The sequence below is a fragment of the Bradyrhizobium sp. NC92 genome (assembly GCF_025200865.1).
Lineage (GTDB): Bacteria > Pseudomonadota > Alphaproteobacteria > Rhizobiales > Xanthobacteraceae > Bradyrhizobium.
In genome coordinates this window covers 3,321,759-3,346,792 of record NZ_CP104171.1, presented here as the reverse complement: position 1 = coordinate 3,346,792, position 25,034 = coordinate 3,321,759, and the positions used below count along the sequence as shown (strand labels likewise).

Below are 25,034 nucleotides of genomic sequence, written 5' to 3'. Positions count from 1 at the left end.
GTGACCAATCGTCGGACAGGTACGTGATGCTTCAGAACAATCTTCAACATGCGGATAGGATGCGGCTGCCGGTGAACGGACCGGCTCAACCCGCCCAGGCAGACGGCGGAGGAATCACCGACGTCATCAATTTCGGCATCGGGCTTCTACGGCGCCAGTATCTCGTGATCCTTGTTACTGCCGTACTCGCCACTGCGGCCAGCCTGCTCTATCTCCGTTTGGTTTCTCCAACCTATACGGCGCAGGTTCAGATCCTGTTGGCCAATCCCAGGCCTCAGTTTGTCCAGCAGCAGTCACTCGTCGCCGAGCCGGCCTTCGATCTCAGTCAAATCGACACCCAGCTTCAGCTCCTGAGATCAAAGGCCAATGCGGTTGCGGTAATCGAGCAGTTGAAACTGGCCGACGATCCGGACTTTAGTGCATCCGGCCTCTCTTTGCAGGCGCTCTGGCAACGAGTTTGGCCTTGGGCCTCGACTAAATCGAAGAAGGATGCGCCACTCGAGACGAATGGCGAACCATCGGACACTCTCGTAGACGCATTCCTCAGTCGGCTTTCCGCTGGACGCGTCGGGTACAGCCACGTCATTGAGATCAGCTTCAGCTCGAGCAACGCAGCTCGAGCCGCGGAGATCGTGAATGCGATCGCCAACACTTATGTTGCAGACCAGCTCAATGCAAAATTCGAGGCCAATCGCAAGGCAACCAGCTGGCTGCAGGAGAGGCTGCGTGATCTGGGCGACCAAGCCCTCGCCGCGCAACGTGCCGTCGACGTCTACAAGGCTCAAAACAACATTGTTTCTCTGGGTGGGAAACCCATCGACGAGCAGCAGATCACGGAGATCAACAATCGATTGGCCGCCGCACGTGCTCAGACATCTGAAGCCACGGCCAAGTTGGCTCGTTATGAAACTCTCCTTGCCATCGACCCGAAAAAGCCGTCCTCGATAGACAATCTGGATGCTATCGGGACCGATGCGCTGAACAGCCAGATCATCACGGGGCTGCGCCAGCAATATCTGGAGCTCACCAGACGTGAGGCCGAGTTGGCCGCGAGGGTCGGTCGTGACCACTTGGCAGTCGTCAATATCCGGAACCGCGCGCGAGAGTTCCGCGTCTCCATTTTTGACGAAGTCAGGCGACTTGCCGAGGTCAGCCGAAGCGAATTCGAACTGGCCAAACAGCGCCAGGAAGAAATCGAAAAGCAATTATCCAAAGCCGTTTCGCAGTCCCGTTCGGTCAATTCTGCTGAGCTGACCATCAAAGACTTGGAAAGCAGGGCAAAGGGCCTGCATAGCTTGTACGAGACTTTCCTTCAGCGCTACATGGGCTCCACACAGCAGGAGACGTTTCCCACCTCGGATACGCGGGTACTTTTTCCGGCTTCGCCACCGGCGAGCAAGAGCAAGCCGAAAACAAGGTTGATCCTGGCGTTTGGCATTCTCGGTGGTCTCGCGCTGGGCATCGGCTTGGCGCTCCTCAGAGACCTCATGGACCGCGTCTTTCGGACCTCTTCACAGGTGGAAACCGTACTGGAGTTGCCTTGTCTGTCTTTGGTCCCGTTGTTGCCGGCCCGCAAATCTCCCAAGCCACCAATCCGCCTCCAGAAAACCGACGATGATGTTCAGCGACGGATCTCTTCGTCTCCAGCCGCAATTCATCAGACGGTGGTCGGGATGCCGCTATCTCGATATACGGAGGCCATTCGTTCCATCAAGCTAGCCATCGACCACAATCCGGCGAAAATCTCTTCCCAGGTCATCGGCATTACCTCTGCGTTACCGAATGAGGGAAAGACCACGATTGCAGCTTCGCTCGCGCAATTGATCGGACACACCGGAAAGAGAGCCATTATCGTCGATTGCGACCTCAGGAATCCCTCGCTGACCGGCATCTTTGCGCCCAAGGCGGCCTGCGGCATCATCGAAGTTGCAAACGGTAGCCGGTCGCTCGCCGACGCTGTTTGGAGGGACCCGACGACCAATCTTGCATTTCTGCCCGCCGTGCGTCGGGGACCTTTGCTCCACACCAGCGAAATTCTTTGCGCGGACTCGATAAGCAAACTCTTCGACCGTTTACGGGCCGAGTATGACTACGTCATCGTCGACCTTCCGCCCTTGACACCGTTGGTGGATGTTCGAGCCACTTCATCTCTGATTGACTGCTACATTCTCGTTGTCGAATGGGGCCGGACCAAAATTGATGTAGTGCAACACGCACTGCACACGGCACCAAACATTCACGAATCTCTGATTGGGGCAGTTCTCAGCAAGACCGATACCAAGGCGATGGCTCGATATGACGGACATCGGAGCTACTATTACCATGATAGCCATTACATCCGTTATGGTCTTTCTGGCTCTTGAGGCTGGTTCATAGCGGCCTACCCGTTAGCTGGCCCGAGGGACCAGCGGAGTGGCCGCACCACACCACGGTGTTTACATGATGGTCCGGCTTGTCATATTGGCCGAGTTGGTGGCGATTGCCGCGGCGTTCGCAATGCCGGAAAGCCTGCAAGGCTGGGTGTTGATGTCGTTGGTACTCGCAACGGCGGCGCTAATGGTCGCGATCTTTCTACCGCCCTCCTCCCTCGGGCTTGCCAGACTGCTCCGTCCTAGTCTCGTCGCTGTACTCGCGACTCCGGCGCTCTGGATGGCCTTGCAGGCGGTGCCGATGCCGATTGACAAACTCGGCAATCCCATTTGGGCAACTGCATCGGCGACCTTAAACGAGCCCCTCGCTGAAAAAATCACAGTCGACACCACGGCGACCATGTTGTCGCTCGTGCAGTATTGCGCTGTGCTCGCTGCAGCTCTCATTGCTGCAGCCATTGCGCTTGACCGATATCGCGCAGCTCAACTGCTACATATTCTGCTGTCGATAGCCACAATCGTTACCGCCATGTGGTTCGGCAGGGAAATAACCGGTGTGGCTGGGCCCGACGGCTCAACCATCGCGGTGCTCGGTGTGTTGCTCTCCTGCGCAACGGCAATTCGTGCGGTCGATCAGGTACTCCGACGCAGTCGGCCAGGAACAATTGCGCTAAGCCCGCTCCCTGCGCTGTCCGCCGCGATCATCGCAATGATTATCTGCATGGCCGCGCTGCTCATTCGAGCCAACTCAACTGCAGTCGTCGCGGCGCTCCTCGGCTCAGAAATCTTGCTCTCGGTGTTCGCGGTTCGCAGGTGGTTCCCGGGATTGTGGGGTACTGCTGGCGTCCTTGCAACTGCCACGATTATTTTTATTGCCACGGCTACGGTCATTCCCTTCAGAACGAACACCGATCTGACGATCGTCTTGTCAACGAGCAGTCAGGCCGCAACAGAACGGATGCTGCAGGACGTCGCGCCGGCAGGATCCGGTGCGGGTGCTTCGACGGTACTTTTGCCGATTTACCAGGACGCTGGAGTTGGCGACTCGCCAGAAAGGCCAACCGCCGCCGCCACGATCGTTATAGACATGGGGTGGGCTTTTCTCTGCGCGCTGGTGGTTGCTGCGTTGCTCTGCGCTTCTATTCTGATCAGACGTGCTCTGTCACGTACTTACGATTACGTCTTCCCAGCGCTGGGCGCCGGCGCTTTGATTGCAGTGACGATACTCGCGTTTTCCGATCATGGAATTCTTGGTTTAGGAGCATCGCTTCTGGTCGCTGCGCTTTTTGGCCTGGCCTTCGGTCAAAGCCTCTCCGGCGCGGAACGTGACGCCATATCGTCTGAGACGAAAGCGACGTCCGACCAAATTGCAAATCAAGCACCTGCGCCTCGCCGAAGGTTGACCTCAGCGTCAGTCACCATTTGGCCCCGCGTTAGCCTGATGGTGCTTGGTATTGTGTTGATCGTGCAGGCAGCATGGATGGCGCTCCCCGACCGGTACTTCGGTGCAAGATCGTCTTTGCCGTCAGTTCTTTCGACTGCAGCGGCAGGGCCGAACGCGATGTCGAAGACGGTTTCCCTCGCGGCAGCGCGTGAAGACTTATGGATCCGCGGGGGACCAAGCTTTACCCGGGATTCGGCTCTGGCTGCCGACGAGCAAAGGACGGCTCCTCCCATGACTTCGGACCAGTTTGCTCGTGCATTGCGCTCTTCGCCGCTCCGCGGTGACATTTGGCTCCTGCTCGCGGCGACGTCGAAGCACAGTTCGCCCCAGCCCAGCACGGCAGCGATGCTCAGAATGTCATACTATACCGCGCCGAATGATTTGGACCTGCTTCCGTTGCGCGTATCGGTCGCGCTCGCCGCAGATGCCATGGTGCGGGACACTGACCTGCGTGAATTGATCAAACGGGACGTCAGCCTCGTCGTTAGACATCGGCCTGCCCTCAAGCCAGCCCTTGTGACCGCTTACCGGTCAGCCTCGGCTGATGGGAAGATCTATCTCGAGGGCCTGATTTCGGAACTCGATCCGGCGTTCCTCGACCAGGTGCACGCGCGGAGTTCCCGCATGGGTTCTCGATAATCTCAAGAGCCGCGAGCTCAGCCCAAGCCACGATCGCAGATCGGCGACAAAGGGGCACACGTCATTAAATAGGCGGAGCTGCGGATTTTACTTGATAAACCCCTTTAATTAATAAATAATTAATATTAAATCGCAGAGCCCCGGCCATGAATTTCGTGAACCGACATTTCCCCGATCGGGAGGTTACGGATCGTATCAGTCCCGAAGCGACAGTATCCCCCGAGCCCAAATGGCCCCTCCGTTATGACGCGGTCGAGCACGTAGTGCTCGGTGCTGATATTGCGACCATCCTATTTGCGAGCATCGTCTCCACGTTGTTGTACCAAGCGCAGAATGGCCAAGCCGCGGCCAACTTGGGCAACGCGCTTGGCTTGGCGCTGGTTAGCGCGGTTTGTCTCGTTTGCCTGCTGAAGGCCTACGGGCTTTATCAGCCGGTTGAGCTCCTCGCGCTCCGAAATCAGATCCGCGCGGTCTGTTTGGCTTGGATGTCTTCGGTGCTTTTCATTTTGGCGGTGTTCGGCTTCGCAATCCGCCCGGAGAGCTCTCTGCACCGAGGCCTGCTCTTCGCCGTCTTGGCCCTGGGCTTACTTTTGGGTGAGCGGTGGGGAGTTAAGGTGCTTCTCGGGAGGGCCCTGAGCGGCAGGAAGTTCGCCAATACGAATATTGTCCTGATCAGCGATCAACCCTTGTCGAAGAACGTGGGATTGTCCGAAACCTTGTCGATGCACGGGTATCTCGTCAAAGAAAGGTTCAGCTTGCCTCCGTTCGGATTCGGTCCTGCCTGCCGAAGGCGGCTCACGGCCCGTGTCATCGACCACATCCGCACCTACCGGCTCGATCAGGTGGTGGTGGAAGCTGACCCGGAGCGATGGCCCGAATTGCGAGCCTTTGTTGCCGATTTGCGCGTTTTGCCGTTCCCGATCATTTTCGTGCCCGTCGGCACAACGTCCGAATTGCTTCGACACCCCAAGCGAAGTCTTGGAAGTGCCGTTTGTGTAGAACTCCAGCGTGGCCCCCTGACGCCGCTGGAGCGCGCGATTAAGCGGACGATTGACATTATGGGGGCTGGCCTCTGCCTGGCGATGCTCGCCCCGCTGCTTGCGCTGGCTGCAGTCGCGATCAAGCTGGATTCTCCCGGCCCTATATTCTTTCGGCAGCAACGCTGTGGCTTCAACGGCCGAATATTCTTGATCCGCAAATTCCGGACCATGCATGTGCTCGAGGACGGGCCTGTAATCCTCCAGGCCAACCGCGCCGATCGACGCGTTACCCGCGTCGGCAAATGGCTGCGCCGGACGAGCTTCGATGAACTGCCACAGCTCCTAAATGTTCTCGACGGCAGCATGTCGCTGGTGGGCCCGCGTCCTCATGCCGTGGCTCACGACAGTGAATTTGACAAGCTCGTGCGAAACTACGCGCTCCGCCACCGGGTCAGGCCAGGATTGACCGGCTGGGCCCAAGTCCATGGGTGCCGGGGCCCAACCCCTACAGCAGTCATGGTCGAAACACGTGTCCAGTACGACCTCTGGTACATCGACAATTGGAGTATTCGACTGGATCTCGCAATCCTGTTGCGAACTCCCATGGAAGTATTGCGAGGGCGCAATGCCTACTAGGCTCGATCTCGACGTAAGGCGCCGAGCTGCACCAGTTCGTGGCGCAGCAAGTTCTCACGCCCGCTGCCGAAGCTTCGGAGCCGCCTCTCCGATGCGAAACTCCTCGATCCGCCGGCCCGATTTCATGGCAGCAACCAGCCAACGCGGTCGCTTGCCGCGTCCCGACCAAGTTTCGGAAGTTTGCGGGTTACGATATTTCGGCAGTACACGCGGATATTTTCGTCTCTGCTTGCCGTTGGGAGAGACGCCCAACCCGCTCGTTTCGGCTAACGCAGCCATTCCGCCGCCGAGAACCGCCAGACGCTTCTCAAGTTCCTGCTTTTCCGCCTTTATCCGATCCGACAAAATGCCGCTAATCTCCTCATGAAGCGACCAGAGATCATCAAGGGACATCGCTTCTAGTTCGAGCTTCTTGGTCGACATACTGGCATCCTGTGGTTGCGCCCATTTAATACAATCCCGGCCTAGTAATCAAGAAGCTAGGTTGGGTCGGTGTAAAAAAACGTGGAACCGAATGGCAAGTTCGGTGCTCCACATAGCTGCGTCGCCGGTTCCAATCAAGACTAAAAATGTGATTATCCGCTGAATTTAATAGCGGTTGCAGTAACAACACGCGCTGCGCGAGTATCGAGACGCGGTTCAAGCGAGGGGCGTCTCATTAAACGGAAAGCGGAGCGCGAGCTCACTCTGCTCCGCCGCCCCGTCGGCAACGTCAGCATTTGTAGCTTCGACGCCTCGATATCGGCCACTGCGGCCGAGGGCGCGATAAACCGAGTGATCGCCGCTTGAGGACGGATCGGTGGACAGTCGCGAATCTCCAATGCTTCTCTTCGAGGCTCCGGCAAGGTTTTCTCCTCCGCAATAAATACATGAAAATAATCCTCGCAATATATATTAAATAATATATTATTTATTTATTGTCGTGGCAATTTTGAAGACCAAGCCTTGCTCCCCTGCCCATTGTTCGCCGCGATCTTCGACGTAGGTGACAGACAGGTACGCAAGGTGCCGGTCGAACGGTGACGAGAATGCTTATGCGCAGGCAGGATCTCGAAGCCATGGATTTTGAAGAACTTTGGCTCCTCCACGAGGAGCTGACGAAGATTCTTGCTGAAAAGATCACAGCCGAAAAGCGGGAATTGGAAAAGCGCCTTGCGCAACTCAATCAGCCGGATCAATTCGCCGGGGCGGAGGGCGGGGCGACAACGACTGGCTCAAGTCAGCCCCCTCGTCGCAAATACCCGAAGGTCGTTCCGAAATACTTCAATCCCCTCAAGCCCACAGAGACTTGGTCTGGGCGTGGCAAACAGCCGCGCTGGTTGGTCGCAGCGCTCCAATCAGGGCACACGCTGGAGGAGTTCAGGATTCGCGAGAACGGCGAAGCGCCGAGCCGGAATGCTGGTGGTCACGAGCATTGATGGCCCTGCCGCCCGACCGAACGCATTTGTGATCTAGACCTTCCCTGCGCGCTCCGCGAAGGCCGCCTTCAACAGGAACTGCACGGTGTCCACCCTTGGTAGGGACCACAGTCCACGCGGATGCACAGCAGCTTGCCCGGCGCCGCGTGCCGCTTTCCGATGATTTCCGAGATCCAGTACCATCATTGCGAGGAAGGGAACGCGTGTAGCCGGAAAACGTGCCTGCATCACCTGTCGCATGAACTGGAGGCGAGGAATCAGTCGGGAGCGCAACGCATGCGGAATGTCGACGCCAAGCAGCTCGGCAAGAGCGATCAGCTGAGTTTCGACCGCGTTCCTCATCAAGTCGCTCGAGGCAAGAGAGGTCAGCTTCTCCCAATCGAGAGGTTCGGCGGAAGCGTTTAGATCGCGCAATTCAACAAGGTGCCGCAGGTCGAGGTCGCCGAGCCAATAACCATAGTCCTGAAACTGATCGTGGACGATCAACGTGACCGCTTGGAAGATAGGCGTGGGGATATATACGCTCGCCTGTCCGAGCGGCGCAGGAACACAATGGTTCAGCACATGCCCGAAGTTCTGGTAGAGGTACGCAGGCCCTGGAGCTGCCTCTTGCAGGTCGATGGACCCGACGTCCTGCGGGCGATTCAGATCGACATGCCATCTCCGGCTTTCGGGAGGGGTCTGCTCATGAATATCGTAACCAATTCCACTTAGCGCGGCGACTGCCGTTCTGGCGTCGTCCGGCATGACCATGATGTCCAGATCGGACATAATCCGAACGCCTCTTCGCGCCTCGGGCGCGGTCGCCAGTGTCGATGCCCCCTTGAGTAGAACCGGCGTAATGCCGTGACCATTCAGAGCAACGACGGCCTCTTCGAGTTGAACGACGAGGCGGTCATTGCGCAACCCATTTCGGCGGTGGATATGGCGAATATAGGCGCAGACGTCCTCCGGCAGCATCGATGCGAATTTGTCGACAAGGTCGATGAGCGCCGGCGTCGTCAGGGTCTGATTTGCAAGTCCGATGACGGACGTCCACTCTACTTCGACCGGCGGCATGCCCCGCAAGCAATTGCAGAGGCTCGTGAGCGCGCTGCTATGCCTTGCCATAGCACAATTCCCTAAGCAGATGCCGAGCCTCTCCAGCCTCGCAGTAGGTTAGTTGAAGCGATTGCGCGCCCGCGACCATCCGCTTTAGAGCCAAAAAGCCAGTCTGCGACAGTCTACCATCGCTGGAAAATGCGTTCTCGATGAGCCGCTTCATCGCGTCCAAACGATCTATTGCGGTCAGTTCGGCCGGCCCGCTCGCGACCCGGTTCAAGAAGATGATCCAGCCTGTGGAGAAGCTTTCGTTCTGTGCATCCGGAATGGGTACGTACCGCACCCGAACGCCGTCGGAGCGGCAATGCGTCGCGTCATAGCGATCGCCATGTAGTCGCGAGAGTAAGTCCCACGATCCCTCCTTGAGGGTGATCGCAAACGGGACTCCGCAGATCGTTCCGTCGGCGCCAACCAGCGCGACGTCATCGCCTGCGTACCGGAATCCGGCGTCCACCAGCTGCAGCGTGAGGGTAGATTTTCCAGCTCCCGGATGGCCGCATAACAGCAGGCCCATGCCGTCTTTCACGAGAGAAGCGGCATGTAGGGAGAATACCCAACGATCGCTTCGAATAAGCCGCTCGGTGACGTGAGCTTTGATCATAGGGGCCAATGCTTCGACTTCGCATCTGGAAATGGTGGAATCCTCCGCGCGCAGGAACACTTGCTCATCCAGCATCATTGCCTCGATCGCGATGTCGCCGTCGCCGCCGGCACTCTGGTCCGAAACACAAAATGGCGACAGCAGCCGTCTCAAGAGGTCCCGATTTGCAGCCCGGACGCTTATTTTGTGCCGACCCAGATGAGCTGAGAAGACGCAATCGGTCGGCATTCGCCAATCGACTTCGAGCAACGCTCGATCGATCCAGACATCTACGGCCTGTCGCGTGAACTGGCGTGCCGCGTGCTCGTCAATGCCTTGCGCTGCAAGCGCCCGATAAACGTCTCCCAGCGAGGCGCCTTTCCCCAATTTACACCAGATGAATGCCCCTACTCGGTCGAGTTCAAAGATCTTCTGCCCGGCTTCGCTGAAGATCATTGCTCGGCCATCCAACAGCGCGAATACTGCATCCGGAGCCGGTCTCAACACTATCTCTATCTCTGCCGACGATCTTTCCAGCACGCCTTCCACCAATGTGAACCCATTCTGCCGCGCCTGTGCCGGCGAGGCGGCGACAGCCTCCGGGATGCGATGTTGTCGCGGCACCCGACAAGCGAACGGCCGCCGCCTGCGACATTCAATCTAGCCCGGCCTGCGACGCTGCGATTTCCATTCACCCGAATACACGCCACCCGGTCCGGCTCGCTTCGACACGTCAATCCGGCCGGTCATGCCGCGAGCTGACCGTCCTTGCCCCCGTCTTGAGGAGAAATGTTCAACCCCTGCTCTCCAGGGAGGCTCGCTCTGGCGGTCAACCGATGAGCATCCAAGAGGTACCGATAAGCTTCGCGATCGGCACTTCGTTCTCTCAGAATACGCTCCTTCTCGCCAATGTTGACCAATTCTGCGCGCATCTGAGCCAACTGCAGCGGCTCCGAGGTGAGGTTGTACTCGTTAAGAATTAATTCCCACATCGTCTCCTCCAGCCGAAGAAACCTGGACGACTTTAGCTTACGTGATCGGCAGCAATTAACAACGAGATTTACTGATTTTTCTTATAATCAAAATTTGTTTCATATTTGAACCTGGTGCGACCATTCAGCACAACCGGTAAAGCGCAGCACGCGCCGAACTGACTTGAGAATGAGGGCTGCTGAAGCCTGGAGAAAAGGACTGACGTTCTTCGGCAATGCATCGCGCCGCGCATAAAATAAATCAGCCGAGAGTCGCAAATCAGACCGACAACGCCAATTTTAATTTGCACATTAAATGAAAAAGAGAATAGTTAACGAACTGCACCGAGGGGAGTGACACCAGTGATCCGGTTGGCTGACCTGTCCGTCGAGGGGAAATTGATGGTTTCGTTGCAGGGGGAACGTTCCGCACGAAGTCGCGGGTATTTCGACACGACGATTATTTGGCGCCTTCCAGAAGCTTTCGGTTGAGGTCGGACATCATTCGGTATTGCGGCGAAAGCCGGCAGTATCCCAAGAATTCGCCAAGCAGGAATCCGGTCGGTTGGAGAAGCGTCGTCACGAGCAAGCTGCCCTTTGCTCGAACAACGACCCCAGGTGCGATGCCCCCCAAGTCACCCGCACCGACGAGAGCGCACTCCAGCCGGCCGGCCCTTTTGCTCGACAAACGCCTGTTTCAGGGAGGCTCGTATGGGCATGATCATGGTCAAGTGTCCGCAATCCGGCCGCGCGATTCCTACCGGCATCAAATCCGATCGTGAGACTTTCCTGCGAAGCATCGTGTTTTTCGGCAATACTCTTTGTCCGGACTGTCGGGCCAATCACAACTGGTTTGCCCGCGAGGCCTGGGTCGAGGAGGCGATCGTCAGAACGGTAGCGGCCGCTGGTACGGCGCCAACGTGCTGATGCAAATGACGCGCGCGCTTCGGAGAGCGTATCCAAATGCTCCTTCCGATAGCGCGTTGCTGCTGCAACGCATTGCAACCCCTGAGAATATTTTCGCGCATTGTCGCAAAACGAACCGACGCCTCCGGCGGCCATCGCTTAGACGTTGTTGGCATGTCGCCACAAATCCGAGCTTCCGTCAGGAATTCGGCAAGGGCCTGTTTGGGGGTGTTGTAGTGAGTAGTGGGGTTTGCAGCCTGGCTGTTCTGCGTGACACAAAGATCAAGCTCGTGAGCCTGCTGGCTCAATTGAGGCGGCTCCGCGAGAGAGTACGAAGGGCGGAAGCACGGCGCTCCGGACAAAGACGACGATCAGCGTCGGCATCGCGCGCCCGAAGGGCCCGAGCATGAGACATCACATGCAAGGTATCCGCAGCTCAAGGCATTTCTGACGACCATGCTCCCTGGAATTGAAGACCCGCATGGAATTGCAAGCGTTCTTTCTGGATCTTCGTTGATGTAGGGGAGTTCGGCGCTCCCGGCGTCTCAAGGCCGCGGTCGCGCTCCAATCCATCACGGGCCAATTTGGAACAGCAAGCTCTAGCGAGAAACAAGTGTCGATACGGCCTGCCTGCAGCTGCACGCCGCGACATTGGTCGGATAGATGCTATCGAGATTGGTGGTGTCGACCAGCGGTCAGGCATGCCGACGACGATGTAGCTGTCATGCTTGCGCGCGAGCGCCGCGAAGCGCGTTATTGCAGCGCAGATTGCTGCAATTCGTATCGCCATGCAGCAAATCTGTGCAGCGCGGCTGCGTAGCCCCGACCGCGCTCCATGCCGAGCTGCGGCAAGCGCGGCACTCGAGCAGCGCCACGTCGGCGTTCGCAAGCTCTGGCGCGAGACACTCGAAAGCTTCGGCATCGACGCAGCCGGAGCGGAATGATCCGGAAGCCTTGACCCAGATCAAGGGAGCCCGCCCCCCACCCGCCAACATCCGCACTTTACCGCCCTTCAGCCATCGTCGGCCGACCGGGAGTTTCGATCATGAAGGCCGTATCCGTCGAAGAAGCCGTTGCGATGATCCCGGCGGGCGCCAGCGTCATGGTTGGCGGCTTCATGGGAGTCGGAACGCCGGAGCGGCTGCTCGACGAGGTCGTGCGCCAGAGGAAGACAGGTCTGACCTTGATCTCGAATGACGCGGCCACGCCCGGCAAGGGCGTCGGCAAGCTGTTCGATCAGGCCCTCGTGTCGAAGCTGACGGCAACGCATATCGGCCTCAATCCGAAGGCGCAGCAGCAGATGCTGGCGAACCAGATCGCCGTCGATCTCGTGCCGCAAGGCACCTTCGTCGAGCGCATTCGCGCCGGCGGATGCGGTCTCGGCGGCGTGCTGACGCCGACCGGCGTCGGAACGCTCGTGGCCGAAGGCAAGCGTCAGATCGAAGTCGACGGCAAGCCGTTCCTGCTGGAGACGGCGCTGCGGGCGCAATTCGCATTGGTGCACGCCTTCCTCGCCGATTACCTCGGCAACCTCGCCTACGCGCTCACGTCCCGAAATTTCAACCCGGTCATGGCGATGGCGGCCGACACCGTCATCGTGACAGCGGAGCATATCGTCCCGGTCGGCGTGATTGCACCCGATCACGTCGTCACCCCCGCGCCGCTCGTCGACTATCTCATCACCAATGGGTGACACCATGGATCCCCAGATCATCATCGCCCGGCGCGTCGCCAAGGAGCTGAGGAACGGCAATCTCGTCAATCTCGGCATCGGAATTCCGACGCTGGTCGCCAATTACGTGCCGTCGGACCTGAAGGTCTTCTTCCAGTCAGAGAACGGACTGATCGGCACCGGGCCGATCCCCGAGCAGGGCATGGCGCATCCGACACTCACCGATGCCGGTGGGCGCCCGATCAGCGCGCTGCCGGGCGCCTCCACGTTCGACAGCGCGATGTCGTTCGGACTGATCCGCGGCGGCCACGTCGATATCACCGTGCTCGGCGGCCTCCAGGTCGATGCGCATGGCCATCTCGCCAACTGGATGATCCCGGGCAAGATGGTTCCCGGCATGGGCGGCGCAATGGACCTCGTCACCGGCGCCAAGCGCGTGATCGTCGCCATGCAGCACGCCGCCAAGGGCAAGTCGAAGATCGTGGCGAAATGCTCGCTGCCGCTGACCTCGGCACGCCCGGTCGACCTCGTCGTGACGGACATGGCCGTGATCGGTTTTCCCGATGGCAAGCCGACGTTGCTGGAAACAGCGCCCGGCCTGAGCGTCGGCGAGGTTCTGGCGCTGACGGAGGCCGACCTCGCCATTCCCGACAATGTTCCGGAGATGAGGATCTAAACGGGTCAACTCATGCGAATATTCAGCGACTTCAACGAGATCAAATCCGCGGTCGGCACTGAGATCGGTGCCAGCGACTGGATCGAGATCACGCAGGACCGCATCAACCAGTTCGCCGAGGCGACCTGCGACGAGCAATGGATCCATGTCGACCAGGAGCGCGCCAAGCAGGAGATGCCGGGCGGCAAGACCATCGCCCATGGCCTGCTCTCGCTTGCCCTTGCCCCGCTATTCATCCGCTCGGTCATCGGCCTGAAAGGCCTGCGCAACACGCTGAACTACGGTGCTGACCGCATCCGATATCTCGCGCCGGTGCCGGCGGGCTCGAAGCTGCGCGGCCGGGTCACGATTGCGGAAGCAGAGGACGTGCCGCCGGATGGGCTGCGCGTCAACTACCACCTCGTGATCGAGATCGAGAGCGGCAAGAAGCCGGCCTGCGTGGCCGAATTGATCGCACTGCACTATCGGTGAATCAAAAAGTCGAAAAACAACCCCATGCACAGTAGACATGTGGTTGATTTGACTGCGGTTTTCTTTTTTCGCTCCAGAGCCCGGTTGCACCGTCGGGCAAAACACCTGCAATATGCCACATCAGCCCATGGGTCGCCGGTCTGCTCAGCGCGGCGGCAACCCGCGCTCAATCGATGATGTGATAGCCGCCGTCGATGTAGAGCACGCCACCGGTGATCAGCTTGGCGCCGTCGAGCGCCAGAAACGCGGTGGCATTGCCTACATCGTCGATGCTGACGAGGCTGCGCGAGGGTGCCTTGGATTGCGCCTTGTCCATCAGTTCGTCGAACTCCGGAATGCCCGAGGCCGCGCGGGTCGCTAGCGGTCCTGGCGAGATCGCGTGCACGCGGATGCCCTTCGGACCGAGCTCGGCCGCGGCATAGCGAACCGCGGCCTCGAGCGCCGCCTTGGCGACGCCCATGATGTTGTAGTTCTCCACCACCATCTGGCTGCCGTAATAGGTCATGGTGAACATCGTGCCGCCGTTCTTCATCAGGGGTTCGGCAAGATGTGCCATCCGCAGGAACGACCAGCAGGAGACGTCCATGGTCTTCAGAAAGCCGTCGCGGCCGACATCGACCACGCGACCATGCAGTGCTTCCTTCGGCGAGAAGGCGATCGAATGAAGCAGGAAATCGAGTTGCCCCCACTCCGACTTGATCCGCTCGAATACCGCCTCGGTCTGGCCTTCGACCATGACGTCGAGCGGCAGGAAGATCGGCGCTTCGAGGGCCTGCGCCAGCGGCTCGACGTGCTTCTTGGCACGATCGTTCAGATAGGTGACGGCGAGATCGGCGCCGAGGGCGCGAAACGCCCTGGCGCAGCCCCAGGCGATCGACTGGTCGTTGGCGATGCCGACGACGAGGCCCTTCTTCCCCTTCAGAGCGACCTTGCTGTCCGGAAATACTGGAATCATGACACCCTCTCTTGTCTGGTGGGCGATTGGCCGTTCATCAACAGCGTCAGCGTGTGCTGCGCGATCATGAGCTCCTCGTCCGTCGGGACGACGTAGACCGGAACGAGACTCGTCCTTGTCGATATCAGCCGCGAATGGCGCGTGTTCTCGGCAGGGTCGAGTGCCACGCCAAGCCAGCCGAGCTGCTCCGCCACACGTGCGCGGATGCCACTCGAGTTCTCGCCGATGCCGGCGGTGAAGACGAAGGCATCGATCCCCTGCAGCGCCGCCGCCAGCATGCCGGCATTGAGGCCGATGCGATAGACGAAATAGTCCACCGCCAGCTTCGCTTTTGGATCGAGGCTCGCCTCCAGCTCGCGCATGTCGTTGCTGATCCCGGAAAGCCCCTTCAATCCGCAATCGCGATAGAGAAAATCCTGCACCTTCGCTGCCGTCATTCCCTTCTCCGACAGCAGATACAGCACGACGCCCGGATCGAGCTGGCCCGGGCGCGTGCCCATCGGCAGCCCGTCGAGCGCGGTGAATCCCATCGTGCTCTCGACGCTCAGCCCATTTTTCATCGCGCACATCGACGCGCCACTGCCGAGATGGGCGACGATCACCCGGCGCTTTGCGATGTCTGGCGCGATCTGCGGCAGGGTCCTGGAGATGTACTCATAGGAGAGCCCGTGAAAGCCGTAGCGCCGCACACCTTCAGCGTGGAGCTGGTGGGGGATGGCGTAGTGATCGGCCAGTGGACCGTGGGTGCGGTGAAACGCGGTATCGAAGCAAGCGACCTGCGGTATCGTCGGGAAATTGGCCAGGATCGAGCGGATCGGCGCCAGATTGTGCGGCTGATGCAGCGGCGCCAGCGTGACGAAACGCTCCAGCCGCGCCACCACGCCGTGGTCGATCAGAACCGGCCGCTCATAATCAGGCCCGCCATGGACGACGCGATGCCCGACCGCCAACGGATGGATACGCGCTTCGTTCCGGAGCCATGTCCCCGCGATGTCCATCGCCGCCGGCACGTCCGGAATGGCCTCGATGGGATAGGCCCGATCCGCCATGGGATCGTTGCCTGGCCTGCTTGCCCGCAAGCGCGGCCGGCTGCCGATGCCGTCCACCTGCCCCTTGATCAGGCGGCGCAGAATGCCCTCTCCCTCGATCGCAAAGACCTGGAACTTGACGCTGGATGAGCCGGCGTTGACGACGAGGATGCTGTCCATGGCGGTCACGCCGCGATAGTCGGCGCCTTCTGGCGCCGCGCGTGAGCATAAAGTGCAGCAACCGCGCAGGACGCCATCCGCGCTCTTGGGCTGTCCGCACGCGAGGTCAGGACCACGGGTACACGCGCGCCGAGCACGATGCCGGCGCCGTCGGCCTTGGCGAAATAGGCGAGGTTCTTGGCCAGCATGTTGCCCGCTTCGAGGTCGGGCACGACCAGGATCTGAGCGCGGCCGGCCACCTCGGACTTGATGCCCTTGATCCGCGCCGATTCGAGGTCGATCGCATTGTCGAAGGCCAGCGGCCCGTCGAGCACGCCGCCCGTGATCTGGCCGCGATCCGCCATCTTGCAGAGCGCCGCGGCCTCGATGGTGGAGGGAATTTTCGACGTGACGGTTTCGACTGCTGAAAGGATGGCCACCCGCGGCGACTTGCCGAAGCCCGCCTGATTGTAGAGGTCGATCGCGTTCTGAATGATGTCCCGCTTGGCGTCCAGATCGGGGAAGATGTTGATCGCGGCGTCAGTGACGAAGATCGTCTCGGCGTAGGCCGGCACATCCATGACGAAAACGTGGCTGATGCGCCGGTCGGTCCGCAATCCCCCGACCTTGGCCGTGACGGCCCGCATCAGCTCGTCGGTGTGGAGGCTGCCCTTCATGAGCAATTCGCCGCGCGCGGCATGGATCAATTCGACACCCTTCGCGGCGGCATCGTCGCTGTGTGCGGCATCCACGATCTCACAACCCGCGATGTCCAGGCCGAACCTGGCAGCCGTATCCCTGATCTTGCGCTCCGACCCGACCAGGAGCGGCCGGATGATGCCGGCAGACGCGCTGTCGACGGCGCCCCGCAAGGATGTCTCGTCGCAGGGATGCACGACGACGGTCGGCGTCGGCGGGATCGCCTTGGCCGCGGCGATCAGGCGATCATACTTGCTGGGAGACTGCGTGGCCGTCGCATCTGCTGACATGATGTCGCTCCCGATCCTCACAACTCGCGCTACGATGCCTTCGCCTTGGGATCAAAAGGGGCAACGTTCGACGCCCTTTCGGAACCGTCCGCGGTCTCGAGGCCAAACAGGCCAGCGATCTGCCGCAGCCGGTTTGCGCGCTCGCCCGTGACATCCGCACTGGCTGACAGCACCTGCTCGATCGCTTCAAATGCTGCGCGACGAACGTTCATGTCGTCAGGCAGCAATTTCGGTATTGCGGCGAGCGCCCATTCTCGATCGAGCAACAGCATGAAGAACTGCTCGCGTACCAGCATCTTGAACTCGGCAAGCGACATGCGTGCGCCGCCATGATCCCGGCGAACCTGGCGCAGAGCCTCGATGCTGCGCTCGTCCACCATCCCCCGTGCCGAGCCGACATAGAGCAAAGCGCGCAGCGCCGCTTCACGGAGGCCGCCTTCACCGATCCGCGACTTCAGATCGGCGATTCGCCTCTCGAGCATGGCGCGATGCTCGGCGGACATCTCACGCCGACGCGACGGCGTGGACGTCGGGTCGATCCCGACCGCCGCCTGGAGTGCCGGGGATCCGTAGACGCTGAGGAACATCGCTTCGCTGAGTGCCTCCTGTGAATCGCGCCAGCTGTCGAGGGCGTGAACGACCTGCTTCGAGATCTGCTCCTGGAACGCCAGGAACGGATTGTCCGCAGCGACCGGCTTGCGCTCCTCGGCGGCCTTCTCGGCCAATGATTTCACCGCCGCCATATAGGGATTCTGGCTGCTGAACAGCTCGTATTGCAGCCGCAGCGGATGCATGTTGTGAGCCCATTCCGCCATCCGTGGTGTCACCATGCGCTTGACCCACGGCTGGACGAATTTCTGATAGGCCGCCAGGTTGATTTCCGAAATCCGCTTGGCGGTGGCAAAGCGTCGCTCGTCCTCGGGCGAATTGCCGCCCATGGCGCGGATGTCGTCGAGCGTCCGTGCCTCGCATCGCATCACCCACTGGCCGACGACCAGATCCGAACTTGCGGTTTCCTCGTCCTTCGCCTCGAATGTTGCTTCATAGAGCCCGGGCGGCAGAACGTCGATGAGGTCGATGTTGCTGGAAAATTCCGCGTGCTCCTTCTTGGCAACGCCGCCGGAGACGAAGATGCCGAGATGGCCGATGCTCTGGTGCACGGTGTAGACGATGGTCTGGCCGTAGGCCCTGATCTCATCGACATCGGCATAGCAATCGAGGATCCAATGCAGCGCCTGCTGCGGCGGTGTGATGTTGTCGCCCTCCGAGCAGAACACCACGATCGGGGATCTGATGTTGCGAAGATCAACCTTCCGGCCATCGGACATTTCGATGTTGCCGGCGGCGAGGTTATTGCCGACGAACAGCTCATCGACGATGAACTGAATCTCCTCGGCGTTCAAATTGACGTGGCCGCCCCACCAACGCTCGAATTCGAGGTAGCGATCTGCCTCGCTGTCGACCTTGGAATAGACGTTGTACTGCTTGGTCCAGAGCGTATTCGAAGGGTTCTGGTTCTCGAAGTTCTGCACCAGCCATGCGCCGTCGAACTTGCCAGCGCCGAGGTCAGACGTCAGCGCCGTCAGCCAGCTTCCGCCAAGTAGCCCGCCCGAGTAGCGCATCGGATATTTTCCGTGCACGCCGGCCCAATAGGCCAGTGGCGCGCCGGCGATGATCAGCGGGCCGAACAGTTCGGGACGCAGCGAGGCCAGGATCATGACGGCCCATCCGGCCTGGCAATTGCCGATCACGCAGGGCTTGCCGTCGGCATCCGGGTGAAGGCTCATGACCTTTTCTATGAAGATGGCTTCGGCACGCGCGATGCGCTCGATGGTCTGACCGGGCATCGGGTCCGGCAGGAATCCGATGAAGTAGCAGGGATGGCCTGCCTTCATCGCCACCCCGATCTCGCTGTCGGCCTTGAAGCCGCCGATGCCGGGGCCGTGGCCCGCACGTGGATCGACCACGACGAACGGCCGCCGGCTCATGTCGATCTCGACGTTGGCAGGCGGAACGATGCGTACCAGCGCGTAATTGACGGGTTCGGCGAGCTGGCGCCCGTCCATGATCAATTCGGCCGCATATTGCAGAACATGCGGCGCGGTTTGCGCGACATGCTGCCTGTACTGATCCCCGCGCCGGCGCATGATATCCAGGAACAGGACACTGCGCTGTCCCGCATCGACCAGGTATTCGACTGCCGAGGCGACCAGCCCCGACATGGGGCCGCCCGGAATTTGTACGTTGTCCATGGACATGTTCTCGACCTCTCCGTCGCCCTCGCCAATTGACGGCGCTGGGCGAGGACGAACGTTGATCTAGGTCAAGATCATCTGCACGCTTGGGAGGCCTTTATCCTGCATCACAAGGCATGAGACCCGGCTGGACGGTTTGGACGAGCAACATCGTCATGTCACAAGCTGCAACTTACAGCGTGCAAACCGTCCTGAAGGACGGCACTCCGATCCAGATCCGCGCGCTTCGCGCCAGCGACGAGGCGGATATGCTCGCTGCCATCGCGCGTACCGGCCCGCAGTCGCTGCAGAGCCGGTTCTTCGTTTTGAAACGGCACTTCTCGGAGAAGGAGCGCGCCTACTTTATGGACGTGGATTTCAGCAATCACGTTGCGCTGGCCGCTCTCGCAGAAGAACAGGGTCGATACGCCATTATCGGCGGGGGCCGGTACGTTGTCGTCGAGCCCGGTCAGGCCGAGATGGCCTTCGTCGTGGTGGATGCCTGGCAAGGTCGCGGCGTAGGCTCGCTGCTGCTGAGACACCTGACAGACATCGCGCGCGAACAGGGCATAAGAGAGCTCACGGCCGAGGTTCTGTCCGACAACACGCCCATGCGCAGCGTGTTCGCGAAGGCGGGATTCAGGCCTGGACGGAGTGAAGATCCGAGAACGGTGCGCCTGTCGCTCTCACTTGCATCCGCGCGCCCGGCCTGAGCCTTCACCTCAAAGCGATCGTGATCTGACTGATATTGGCCGCCAGCTCGAGTCCCGCCTTCGGGCCTTGCAACACCATCGTGACGCCCTTTTCGTTGCGGAGGTGCACACCGTTGGCACCGCCGACCAGCGCAAAGCCGCCGCCGACGGAACTGTAGGTGCCGGCGAAATCACCGACCTCCCGGATGCCGGATGCCCAGCCGTCGAGACGGCTGAAAGTTGCACCGACCGTGACGCCGAAGCTCAGGCCGCTGACCTTGAAGGGATAGGTCTTGCCCCGGTACGTCAACACGCCGCTGCCGGCGCCACCGCCGACCAGGAGGCCTGCCTTGACGATCTTCACTCTGACCTGACCGGCCGCTTGCGCGAAGGACGGCGTCGCCGGCAGGGTCAGCCCGAACGCGAGCAGAAGCAACACGATCAGGCGAAATGCGCGCCCGCGCAGGCGCGGCTCAGGGTTTTGCGGCATCGACCTTCTTCCAGGTCTGGTCGGGATCGAACAGCGTGATGCGCTGCGCGATGAACTCGGTGCGCTGGCCGAGATCCTTCTGATAGACGACGCCGTCATGATTGACGAGGAAGGTCATGACGCCCGAATTGCCGTATTCCGCGGGCCAGGCGATCAGGGCGAAGCCGCCGATCATCTTGCCCTTGACGACGTAGTTGAGCGCGCCGCCAGGCGCGTCCCGCCCCTGCCCTTTGAGAATCCGGAAGTAATAGCCGTGATAAGGTTCAGGTCCGACGTCCCCGCCGCGATAGCCCTCCTTCGAGGCTTCGGCCGCGAGCGCACCGAGCGGGCTCGGATCACTGTCGTCGCGCCAGAACAGACCATCCTTCTTGCCGGGCGAGGAGACGATGCGCTGCGCGTAGACGCCGACGCCCTCGCCGCGGTCCTTTTCGGCATATTCGTTTTGCGCGTCGACGAAGGCGAGCGCGGTCTGGATCGCGTCGAGCTCGTTGCGGCCGATGCGACGGCGCAGCACCTCGATCCGTCCCTCGTCGGTGTCGAACGCCCAGCCCGTCCTGGTGTTGACCAGCGGAATCGGGAACGGGAAGTCGTCCGGCCCGAGTATCAAGGTGGCAGACTTGTTGCCCTCCGCCTTGATGCTATGCTTGGCGTCATACATCGAGGTGAAACGCTGACGTATATCGTTGTCGGCGACCTCGTCACCGGATGAGACGATGTCCTCCGCGTTCCTGCCGAGCACCTTCAAAATGTCTTTCGGGCCGCTCTTGACCGCGGCAGCAAGGGCAGAGGCGGCCTCTTCCGGTGTCTTGTAGGTTTCCTGCGCGAGAGAGGCCGATCCGAGCAGCACGAGCGCGAGCACGCCGGGGAGCAGCGCACGGTTAAACGATTTCAGAGCACTCATGGCATCACCTCCGCAGGAATTTTCGCGCCGCGAGCGAGCCAGTCGCGATAGGTGCGGAACGTCAGGCGGAGTTTTTCGTAATGGACGCGCAGATAGCCGTCGCTGCCGCGGGTCACGGCATCGGGCATCACCTGCTCGACCTCCTGCGCCATCACGCCGACATAGGCCTTGCCGCTGCCGATATAGCTGAACCGATAATAGCCAAGGCCGTTCGAGAGATGACCGAGCAGGACGACATCATGCTTCAACGCGATGTCGGAACGCCGGCCACCGCCGCCACCGCCGCGGAAGCCGCCTCCTCCACCGCCGCCACGCATCGCCATGCCGCCACCGCCACCGCGGCCGGCGAAGCTTGGTCCGCCGCCGCCACCGCGCGGCATGCTCGCCATGCTGCTGCGGCCGCGCGCGGATGCGGCGGCAGCCGAGCGGCCGGAGGAAACGTTCATGGCACCGCCGCGATTGGCGCCGCCGCCACGATTGGCCGCACCGCCGCCGGCGCGGTTCGCAGCCTTGGCGCGATCGCCGCCGCCCTTGCTCGCGCCCTTGTTCGCACCTTTGGCGCGATCGCCCGCACCGGCACGATCGCCGCCGCCGGGCCGGTCGCGCGTACCTGCGCTGGGGCGATCGCCCGCGCCCGGACGGTCGCCACGATTGCCGGCGCGATCACCTGGACCGCCGCGATCACCCGCACGGTCCCCGCCACCCTGATTGGGGCGCAGCACCTGGTTGCCGTCGCGGCCGCGAAAATCCATCCGGTCCGACACGCCGGCCTTCAGATTGTTGTTGCCGAAGCGCTGCTGAACATTGCTGTTGTTGTAGCGGACACCGCCGCGATGTGCCGGATTGTGTTGCCAGCCATTGCCGATGTTCGTGGTGCGATGGTTGACATAAACGTTGCGGTTGCCCCAGTTGCAGCCGCCGCCCCAGTAATTGCCCCAGCGTCCGATCGCCCAGGCCGTGCCGAAGGCGATGCCGGCCGCGACCATGCCGGCGCCGATATAGGACGGGTAGCCCCAATAATAGGGCGGATATTCCGCATAGGGCCAGCTGCCGTAGACCGTCGCCGGGTCGTAATACGGCACGTACATCGCCGCGGGATCGGCCTGCTGGATCACGACGACCTGCTTGCCTTCCTGAGACTGGACGCTGACCTTCTGCTGCTTGGTGGTGACGAGCTTCTTGTTGTCATAGGCCTTGTTGCGCAGACGCTGGATCGCGTCCATCACGTCGGGCTGTTGCGCGAGGAAGGCATCGCCCAGCTTCTTGGTCCAGTCGAGCTGCTCGCTCATCATCGCGAGGACGTCGGCGGTGCTGGCCAGCGCCTTGACGCTGTCGTCCCAGCCCTGCTTCTCCACTTCCGTCTTCAGCGCATCGCCCTTCAGGCTCTTGCGCTCCTTCAGCCAGCGGTCGGCCTGCACCACTTCCAGCGGATAGGTCGAGGCGGCCAGTACGTTGGCGAGCAACTCGTCGGGATAAAGCGCGATCGGCGCGACGAGGGCTTCGAGCTGCTCGGGCTTCAAGAGCTCGGCCGTCGGCGCAGGCGTACTGGCAGGCTGCGCCTGCGGCGCCGGCGCTGCAGGTGTCGTTGTGGTCTGTGCCGTTGCAGCGACCGAAGTCGCCATCAAGAGCGCCAGCGCCATCAGGGTCTTGCCGCAACGAAACATCACATCCTCCGTCTGACTTCCAGTGCGGCAGGATCAAGCCGGGGCGCAAGCATTTGTTGATCGAGATCAACGAAACCAGGCCGTCGCGGCTGCTGCAGCGCAAGGACGCACGAGCATTCGACAAGGATTTTCGGTCGAGACAGCCCGCCCCTGAGAAACGCGCATCATCTCTCAGCGCGCGATCGGAAGCCGGATCGTGAACAGCGCGCCGCCCGCAGGCTGGTTCGCAGCAGCGATCGTGCCGTGATGGGCCTCGACGATGGTCCTGGCGATCGCCAGTCCCATGCCCATGCCTTGCGGTTTCGTCGTAAAAAATGGATCGAAGACGTTCGCGACGTCGGAGGCGGCCATTCCAGGCCCGGTATCGCTGATCCTGATTTCGGCCTGATGGCCGGCACGCAGAGTCGCGACGCTGACCTCCCGCTTTCCGGTGTCCGCATCGGAGATCGCATCCAACGCGTTGATGATCAGGTTGAGGAGGACCTGCTGAAGCTGGACCGGATCGCCCTTGACGTGAAGGTCGACCATGACCGGCAGATAGCTCAACGTGATCCGGCGCCCTTGGGCGAGCGCCTTCACCAGACCAATTGCTTCGCGCACCGTATCGTTGAGCTCGATGTCCTTGACCTCGAACGGGGTCTTTTTCAAAACGCTGCGCAGCCTGCGGATCACCTCGCTCGCCCGTTGGTCGTCCCTTCTGATGTCGGCGAGGATCTGCTGGAGCTCGACCAGATCGGGCTGGGCAGCCCTCAGCATGAGCTCTGCCGTTTCGGCATTGGTCAGAATCGATCCGAGGGGCTGGTTCAGTTCATGCGCGATCGAGGTCGTCAGCTCGCCAACGGCCGAGTAGCGGTTGACGTGGGCGAGTTCCGTCAGCCGCTGACGCGATTCGACTTCGGCAACCCGCCGGCGGCGACGCTCGTGCAGGAGCCCGCTGATGAGTCCGGCCTGGACCAGGAATACGGCCGAGATCATCAACATCTGCCAGTGATAGCGCTGCCAGATATTCGGCTCGCGAAACAGGATGGTGCTTCCCGGCGGCAGGCGACTCTCGCTGATGCCCCAGCGCTGCAACTCCCGCCAATCATATTTAGGAGCGGCATATGCGATCGGTTCAATTCTGACGTTTGCAGGCTCTTCCCCGCCCAGAATTCGCAGTGCCGCATCGGCGGTCTTTTGGCCGAGTTCAGGAATTGAATGCATCGGACCGCCGACAATGTCGCGTCCGAAAAACGACTCCTCAAAGCAGAAAATTGGGGCGTTCGCGACGGCCTGAAGGCGATGCAGGGCGAGATTTCCATCATGAACGACACCCGCCGCGTCGACCGACATCAACCCCCAGAACAGAACCGTGTGCGGGGGAAGCGTCGATGCCCGTTTCAGGATGTCCTCGAACGACAGATCGCCGTACCAAACGAACGAAACCCGGCCTTCGAGCGGCTTGACGTCCCTCTTGACCTCTTCGAGCCAGAATTTCTCCAACGCAGACGCGCCAATGACGAGTGCTATCGTCTGCGTGTCCGGCAGCACCTGCAGAACGTTGCGGAAGGCCGTGACAAATTCGTTACGGACTGACACTACCGCGTCGTTCCGGGTCAGGCGTGAGCGGTCGATCAATCGTTCCTCGACTGTCGTAAGGACCATTGGCGCCTTCGGAAATAGCTTCTCGCGATGCCTTTGCACGAATCCCGCCGCTGGCCCGCCAATGCTCATCACGATGTCAGGTGGCCGCCCTTCATACAGCGAGCCAAGATATTCGACGAAGGGCCCCTCAGGACCCGGCGCGATGAACCGGGCGGTAAGAAGCGTATGTTCCTGGATATCGAGCGGCCAAGGAGAGCGCTCCTCGAGATTGGTCTTGATGCTGCGTGCGTACTCGCTCCAGGGCAAGAAATCGCGCCCGAAGGAATGCAGCATCAGCACACGCTTGGGCTCGCTGCGCGGTGCCGGTTGCGCGCGCGCAGGACCGCATAGCATGCACGCGGCGAGCAAGAGGCCGAGACAAAGCCACGCAGCCGCAACCGGCCTGACCGCATCCCTGGACATGCGCCCGCTCAGC

General features: G+C 60.9%; 21 protein-coding genes. 9 read left to right on the top strand and 12 right to left on the bottom strand.

Annotated elements, in window-relative coordinates; translation table 11 throughout:
- Positions 1–26 precede the first annotated feature (26 nt).
- The 3 genes from N2602_RS15515 (at position 27) to N2602_RS15505 (ending at position 6,068) form a co-directional block, all read left to right on the top strand.
- The gene (locus tag N2602_RS15515; RefSeq protein WP_212256979.1) at positions 27–2,363 is read left to right on the top strand and encodes an AAA family ATPase; all 2,337 of its coding nucleotides are present in this window, start codon (positions 27–29) and stop codon (positions 2,361–2,363) included.
- A gap of 49 nt (positions 2,364–2,412) precedes the next feature.
- A complete protein-coding gene (locus N2602_RS15510; protein ID WP_260383176.1) occupies positions 2,413–4,452 on the top strand; it encodes a hypothetical protein in 2,040 nt (679 codons plus the stop codon).
- 146 nt (positions 4,453–4,598) lie between these two features.
- The gene (locus N2602_RS15505; RefSeq protein WP_172784584.1) at positions 4,599–6,068 is read left to right on the top strand and encodes an exopolysaccharide biosynthesis polyprenyl glycosylphosphotransferase; all 1,470 of its coding nucleotides are present in this window, start codon (positions 4,599–4,601) and stop codon (positions 6,066–6,068) included.
- Between the two features lie 54 nt (positions 6,069–6,122).
- Here N2602_RS15505 and N2602_RS15500 read toward each other — a convergent pair whose 3' ends face one another.
- On the bottom strand, positions 6,123–6,491 hold the full coding sequence (locus N2602_RS15500; RefSeq protein WP_172784583.1) for an H-NS family nucleoid-associated regulatory protein: 369 nt from the start codon (positions 6,489–6,491) through the stop codon (positions 6,123–6,125).
- A gap of 611 nt (positions 6,492–7,102) precedes the next feature.
- On the opposite strand from N2602_RS15500, the gene N2602_RS15495 reads away from it, so the two are divergent.
- Positions 7,103–7,486 carry an H-NS family nucleoid-associated regulatory protein gene (locus tag N2602_RS15495; protein ID WP_172784582.1) on the top strand — a complete coding sequence of 128 codons (384 nt, stop codon included), beginning with the start codon at positions 7,103–7,105 and terminating at the stop codon, positions 7,484–7,486.
- Positions 7,487–7,519: 33 nt separating this feature from the next.
- On the opposite strand, the gene N2602_RS15490 is transcribed toward N2602_RS15495, so the two are convergent.
- The 3 genes from N2602_RS15490 to N2602_RS15480 all read right to left on the bottom strand — a co-directional run bounded on the left by N2602_RS15490 (position 7,520) and on the right by N2602_RS15480 (position 10,159).
- On the bottom strand, positions 7,520–8,545 hold the full coding sequence (locus tag N2602_RS15490; protein ID WP_260383175.1) for a nucleotidyltransferase family protein: 1,026 nt from the start codon (positions 8,543–8,545) through the stop codon (positions 7,520–7,522).
- A gap of 37 nt (positions 8,546–8,582) precedes the next feature.
- Entirely contained in the window at positions 8,583–9,623 is a 1,041-nt protein-coding gene (locus tag N2602_RS15485; RefSeq protein ID WP_260383174.1) for a serine/threonine protein kinase, read from the bottom strand.
- A gap of 290 nt (positions 9,624–9,913) precedes the next feature.
- The gene (locus tag N2602_RS15480) at positions 9,914–10,159 is read right to left on the bottom strand and encodes a hypothetical protein (protein ID WP_172784580.1); all 246 of its coding nucleotides are present in this window, start codon (positions 10,157–10,159) and stop codon (positions 9,914–9,916) included.
- 690 nt (positions 10,160–10,849) lie between these two features.
- On the opposite strand from N2602_RS15480, the gene N2602_RS15475 reads away from it, so the two are divergent.
- The 4 genes from N2602_RS15475 to N2602_RS15460 all read left to right on the top strand — a co-directional run bounded on the left by N2602_RS15475 (position 10,850) and on the right by N2602_RS15460 (position 13,863).
- Positions 10,850–11,065 carry a hypothetical protein gene (locus N2602_RS15475; RefSeq protein WP_172784579.1) on the top strand — a complete coding sequence of 72 codons (216 nt, stop codon included), beginning with the start codon at positions 10,850–10,852 and terminating at the stop codon, positions 11,063–11,065.
- 1,024 nt (positions 11,066–12,089) lie between these two features.
- Positions 12,090–12,737 carry a CoA transferase subunit A gene (locus N2602_RS15470; RefSeq protein WP_035999395.1) on the top strand — a complete coding sequence of 216 codons (648 nt, stop codon included), beginning with the start codon at positions 12,090–12,092 and terminating at the stop codon, positions 12,735–12,737.
- A gap of 4 nt (positions 12,738–12,741) precedes the next feature.
- A complete protein-coding gene (locus N2602_RS15465) occupies positions 12,742–13,392 on the top strand; it encodes a 3-oxoacid CoA-transferase subunit B (protein WP_260383173.1) in 651 nt (216 codons plus the stop codon).
- Between the two features lie 12 nt (positions 13,393–13,404).
- Complete coding sequence (locus N2602_RS15460; protein ID WP_260383172.1) at positions 13,405–13,863, top strand: MaoC family dehydratase; 459 nt, start codon at positions 13,405–13,407, stop codon at positions 13,861–13,863.
- Between the two features lie 166 nt (positions 13,864–14,029).
- On the opposite strand, the gene fabI is transcribed toward N2602_RS15460, so the two are convergent.
- The 4 genes from fabI to N2602_RS15440 are packed head-to-tail and all read right to left on the bottom strand — an operon-like array spanning position 14,030 to position 19,252.
- The gene (fabI, locus tag N2602_RS15455) at positions 14,030–14,818 is read right to left on the bottom strand and encodes an enoyl-ACP reductase FabI (RefSeq protein ID WP_025035483.1); all 789 of its coding nucleotides are present in this window, start codon (positions 14,816–14,818) and stop codon (positions 14,030–14,032) included.
- Entirely contained in the window at positions 14,815–16,026 is a 1,212-nt protein-coding gene (locus tag N2602_RS15450) for an acetate/propionate family kinase (RefSeq protein WP_260383171.1), read from the bottom strand. The genes fabI and N2602_RS15450 overlap by 4 nt, the downstream gene beginning before the upstream one ends.
- A 5-nt stretch (positions 16,027–16,031) precedes the next feature.
- Positions 16,032–16,994: a phosphate acetyltransferase gene (locus N2602_RS15445; RefSeq protein ID WP_212256502.1), complete on the bottom strand. Its 963-nt coding sequence runs from the start codon at positions 16,992–16,994 to the stop codon at positions 16,032–16,034.
- A 29-nt stretch (positions 16,995–17,023) separates the two neighbouring features.
- Positions 17,024–19,252 (bottom strand): DUF3141 domain-containing protein, encoded by a 2,229-nt coding sequence (locus tag N2602_RS15440; protein WP_260383170.1) that lies wholly within the window; start codon positions 19,250–19,252, stop codon positions 17,024–17,026.
- Positions 19,253–19,404: 152 nt separating this feature from the next.
- On the opposite strand from N2602_RS15440, the gene N2602_RS15435 reads away from it, so the two are divergent.
- Complete coding sequence (locus N2602_RS15435; RefSeq protein WP_172784573.1) at positions 19,405–19,941, top strand: GNAT family N-acetyltransferase; 537 nt, start codon at positions 19,405–19,407, stop codon at positions 19,939–19,941.
- Positions 19,942–19,945: 4 nt separating this feature from the next.
- Here N2602_RS15435 and N2602_RS15430 read toward each other — a convergent pair whose 3' ends face one another.
- The 4 genes from N2602_RS15430 to N2602_RS15415 form a co-directional block, all read right to left on the bottom strand.
- Positions 19,946–20,410: a hypothetical protein gene (locus N2602_RS15430; protein WP_260383169.1), complete on the bottom strand. Its 465-nt coding sequence runs from the start codon at positions 20,408–20,410 to the stop codon at positions 19,946–19,948.
- Positions 20,394–21,311 carry a DUF2950 domain-containing protein gene (locus N2602_RS15425; protein ID WP_260383168.1) on the bottom strand — a complete coding sequence of 306 codons (918 nt, stop codon included), beginning with the start codon at positions 21,309–21,311 and terminating at the stop codon, positions 20,394–20,396. The genes N2602_RS15430 and N2602_RS15425 overlap by 17 nt, the downstream gene beginning before the upstream one ends.
- Complete coding sequence (locus tag N2602_RS15420; RefSeq protein WP_260383167.1) at positions 21,308–22,975, bottom strand: DUF3300 domain-containing protein; 1,668 nt, start codon at positions 22,973–22,975, stop codon at positions 21,308–21,310. Before N2602_RS15420 ends, N2602_RS15425 begins: the two co-directional genes overlap by 4 nt.
- 171 nt (positions 22,976–23,146) lie before the next feature.
- Entirely contained in the window at positions 23,147–25,021 is a 1,875-nt protein-coding gene (locus N2602_RS15415; RefSeq protein ID WP_260383166.1) for a HAMP domain-containing sensor histidine kinase, read from the bottom strand.
- Positions 25,022–25,034 lie beyond the last annotated feature (13 nt).

Bases quoted from the DNA above. Each gene is read 5' to 3' on its own strand.
- N2602_RS15515 (WP_212256979.1), top strand. From the start codon at position 27: ATGCTTCAGAACAATCTTCAACATGCGGATAGGATGCGGCTGCCGGTG.
- N2602_RS15505 (WP_172784584.1), top strand. From the start codon at position 4,599: ATGAATTTCGTGAACCGACATTTCCCCGATCGGGAGGTTACGGATCGT.
- N2602_RS15500 (WP_172784583.1), bottom strand. From the start codon at position 6,491: ATGTCGACCAAGAAGCTCGAACTAGAAGCGATGTCCCTTGATGATCTC.
- N2602_RS15495 (WP_172784582.1), top strand. From the start codon at position 7,103: ATGCGCAGGCAGGATCTCGAAGCCATGGATTTTGAAGAACTTTGGCTC.
- N2602_RS15490 (WP_260383175.1), bottom strand. From the start codon at position 8,545: ATGCCGCCGGTCGAAGTAGAGTGGACGTCCGTCATCGGACTTGCAAAT.
- N2602_RS15485 (WP_260383174.1), bottom strand. From the start codon at position 9,623: ATGATCTTCAGCGAAGCCGGGCAGAAGATCTTTGAACTCGACCGAGTA.
- N2602_RS15480 (WP_172784580.1), bottom strand. From the start codon at position 10,159: ATGTGGGAATTAATTCTTAACGAGTACAACCTCACCTCGGAGCCGCTG.
- N2602_RS15475 (WP_172784579.1), top strand. From the start codon at position 10,850: ATGGGCATGATCATGGTCAAGTGTCCGCAATCCGGCCGCGCGATTCCT.
- N2602_RS15470 (WP_035999395.1), top strand. From the start codon at position 12,090: ATGAAGGCCGTATCCGTCGAAGAAGCCGTTGCGATGATCCCGGCGGGC.
- N2602_RS15465 (WP_260383173.1), top strand. From the start codon at position 12,742: ATGGATCCCCAGATCATCATCGCCCGGCGCGTCGCCAAGGAGCTGAGG.
- N2602_RS15460 (WP_260383172.1), top strand. From the start codon at position 13,405: ATGCGAATATTCAGCGACTTCAACGAGATCAAATCCGCGGTCGGCACT.
- fabI (WP_025035483.1), bottom strand. From the start codon at position 14,818: ATGATTCCAGTATTTCCGGACAGCAAGGTCGCTCTGAAGGGGAAGAAG.
- N2602_RS15450 (WP_260383171.1), bottom strand. From the start codon at position 16,026: ATGGACAGCATCCTCGTCGTCAACGCCGGCTCATCCAGCGTCAAGTTC.
- N2602_RS15445 (WP_212256502.1), bottom strand. From the start codon at position 16,994: ATGTCAGCAGATGCGACGGCCACGCAGTCTCCCAGCAAGTATGATCGC.
- N2602_RS15440 (WP_260383170.1), bottom strand. From the start codon at position 19,252: ATGTCCATGGACAACGTACAAATTCCGGGCGGCCCCATGTCGGGGCTG.
- N2602_RS15435 (WP_172784573.1), top strand. From the start codon at position 19,405: ATGTCACAAGCTGCAACTTACAGCGTGCAAACCGTCCTGAAGGACGGC.
- N2602_RS15430 (WP_260383169.1), bottom strand. From the start codon at position 20,410: ATGCCGCAAAACCCTGAGCCGCGCCTGCGCGGGCGCGCATTTCGCCTG.
- N2602_RS15425 (WP_260383168.1), bottom strand. From the start codon at position 21,311: ATGAGTGCTCTGAAATCGTTTAACCGTGCGCTGCTCCCCGGCGTGCTC.
- N2602_RS15420 (WP_260383167.1), bottom strand. From the start codon at position 22,975: ATGTTTCGTTGCGGCAAGACCCTGATGGCGCTGGCGCTCTTGATGGCG.
- N2602_RS15415 (WP_260383166.1), bottom strand. From the start codon at position 25,021: ATGTCCAGGGATGCGGTCAGGCCGGTTGCGGCTGCGTGGCTTTGTCTC.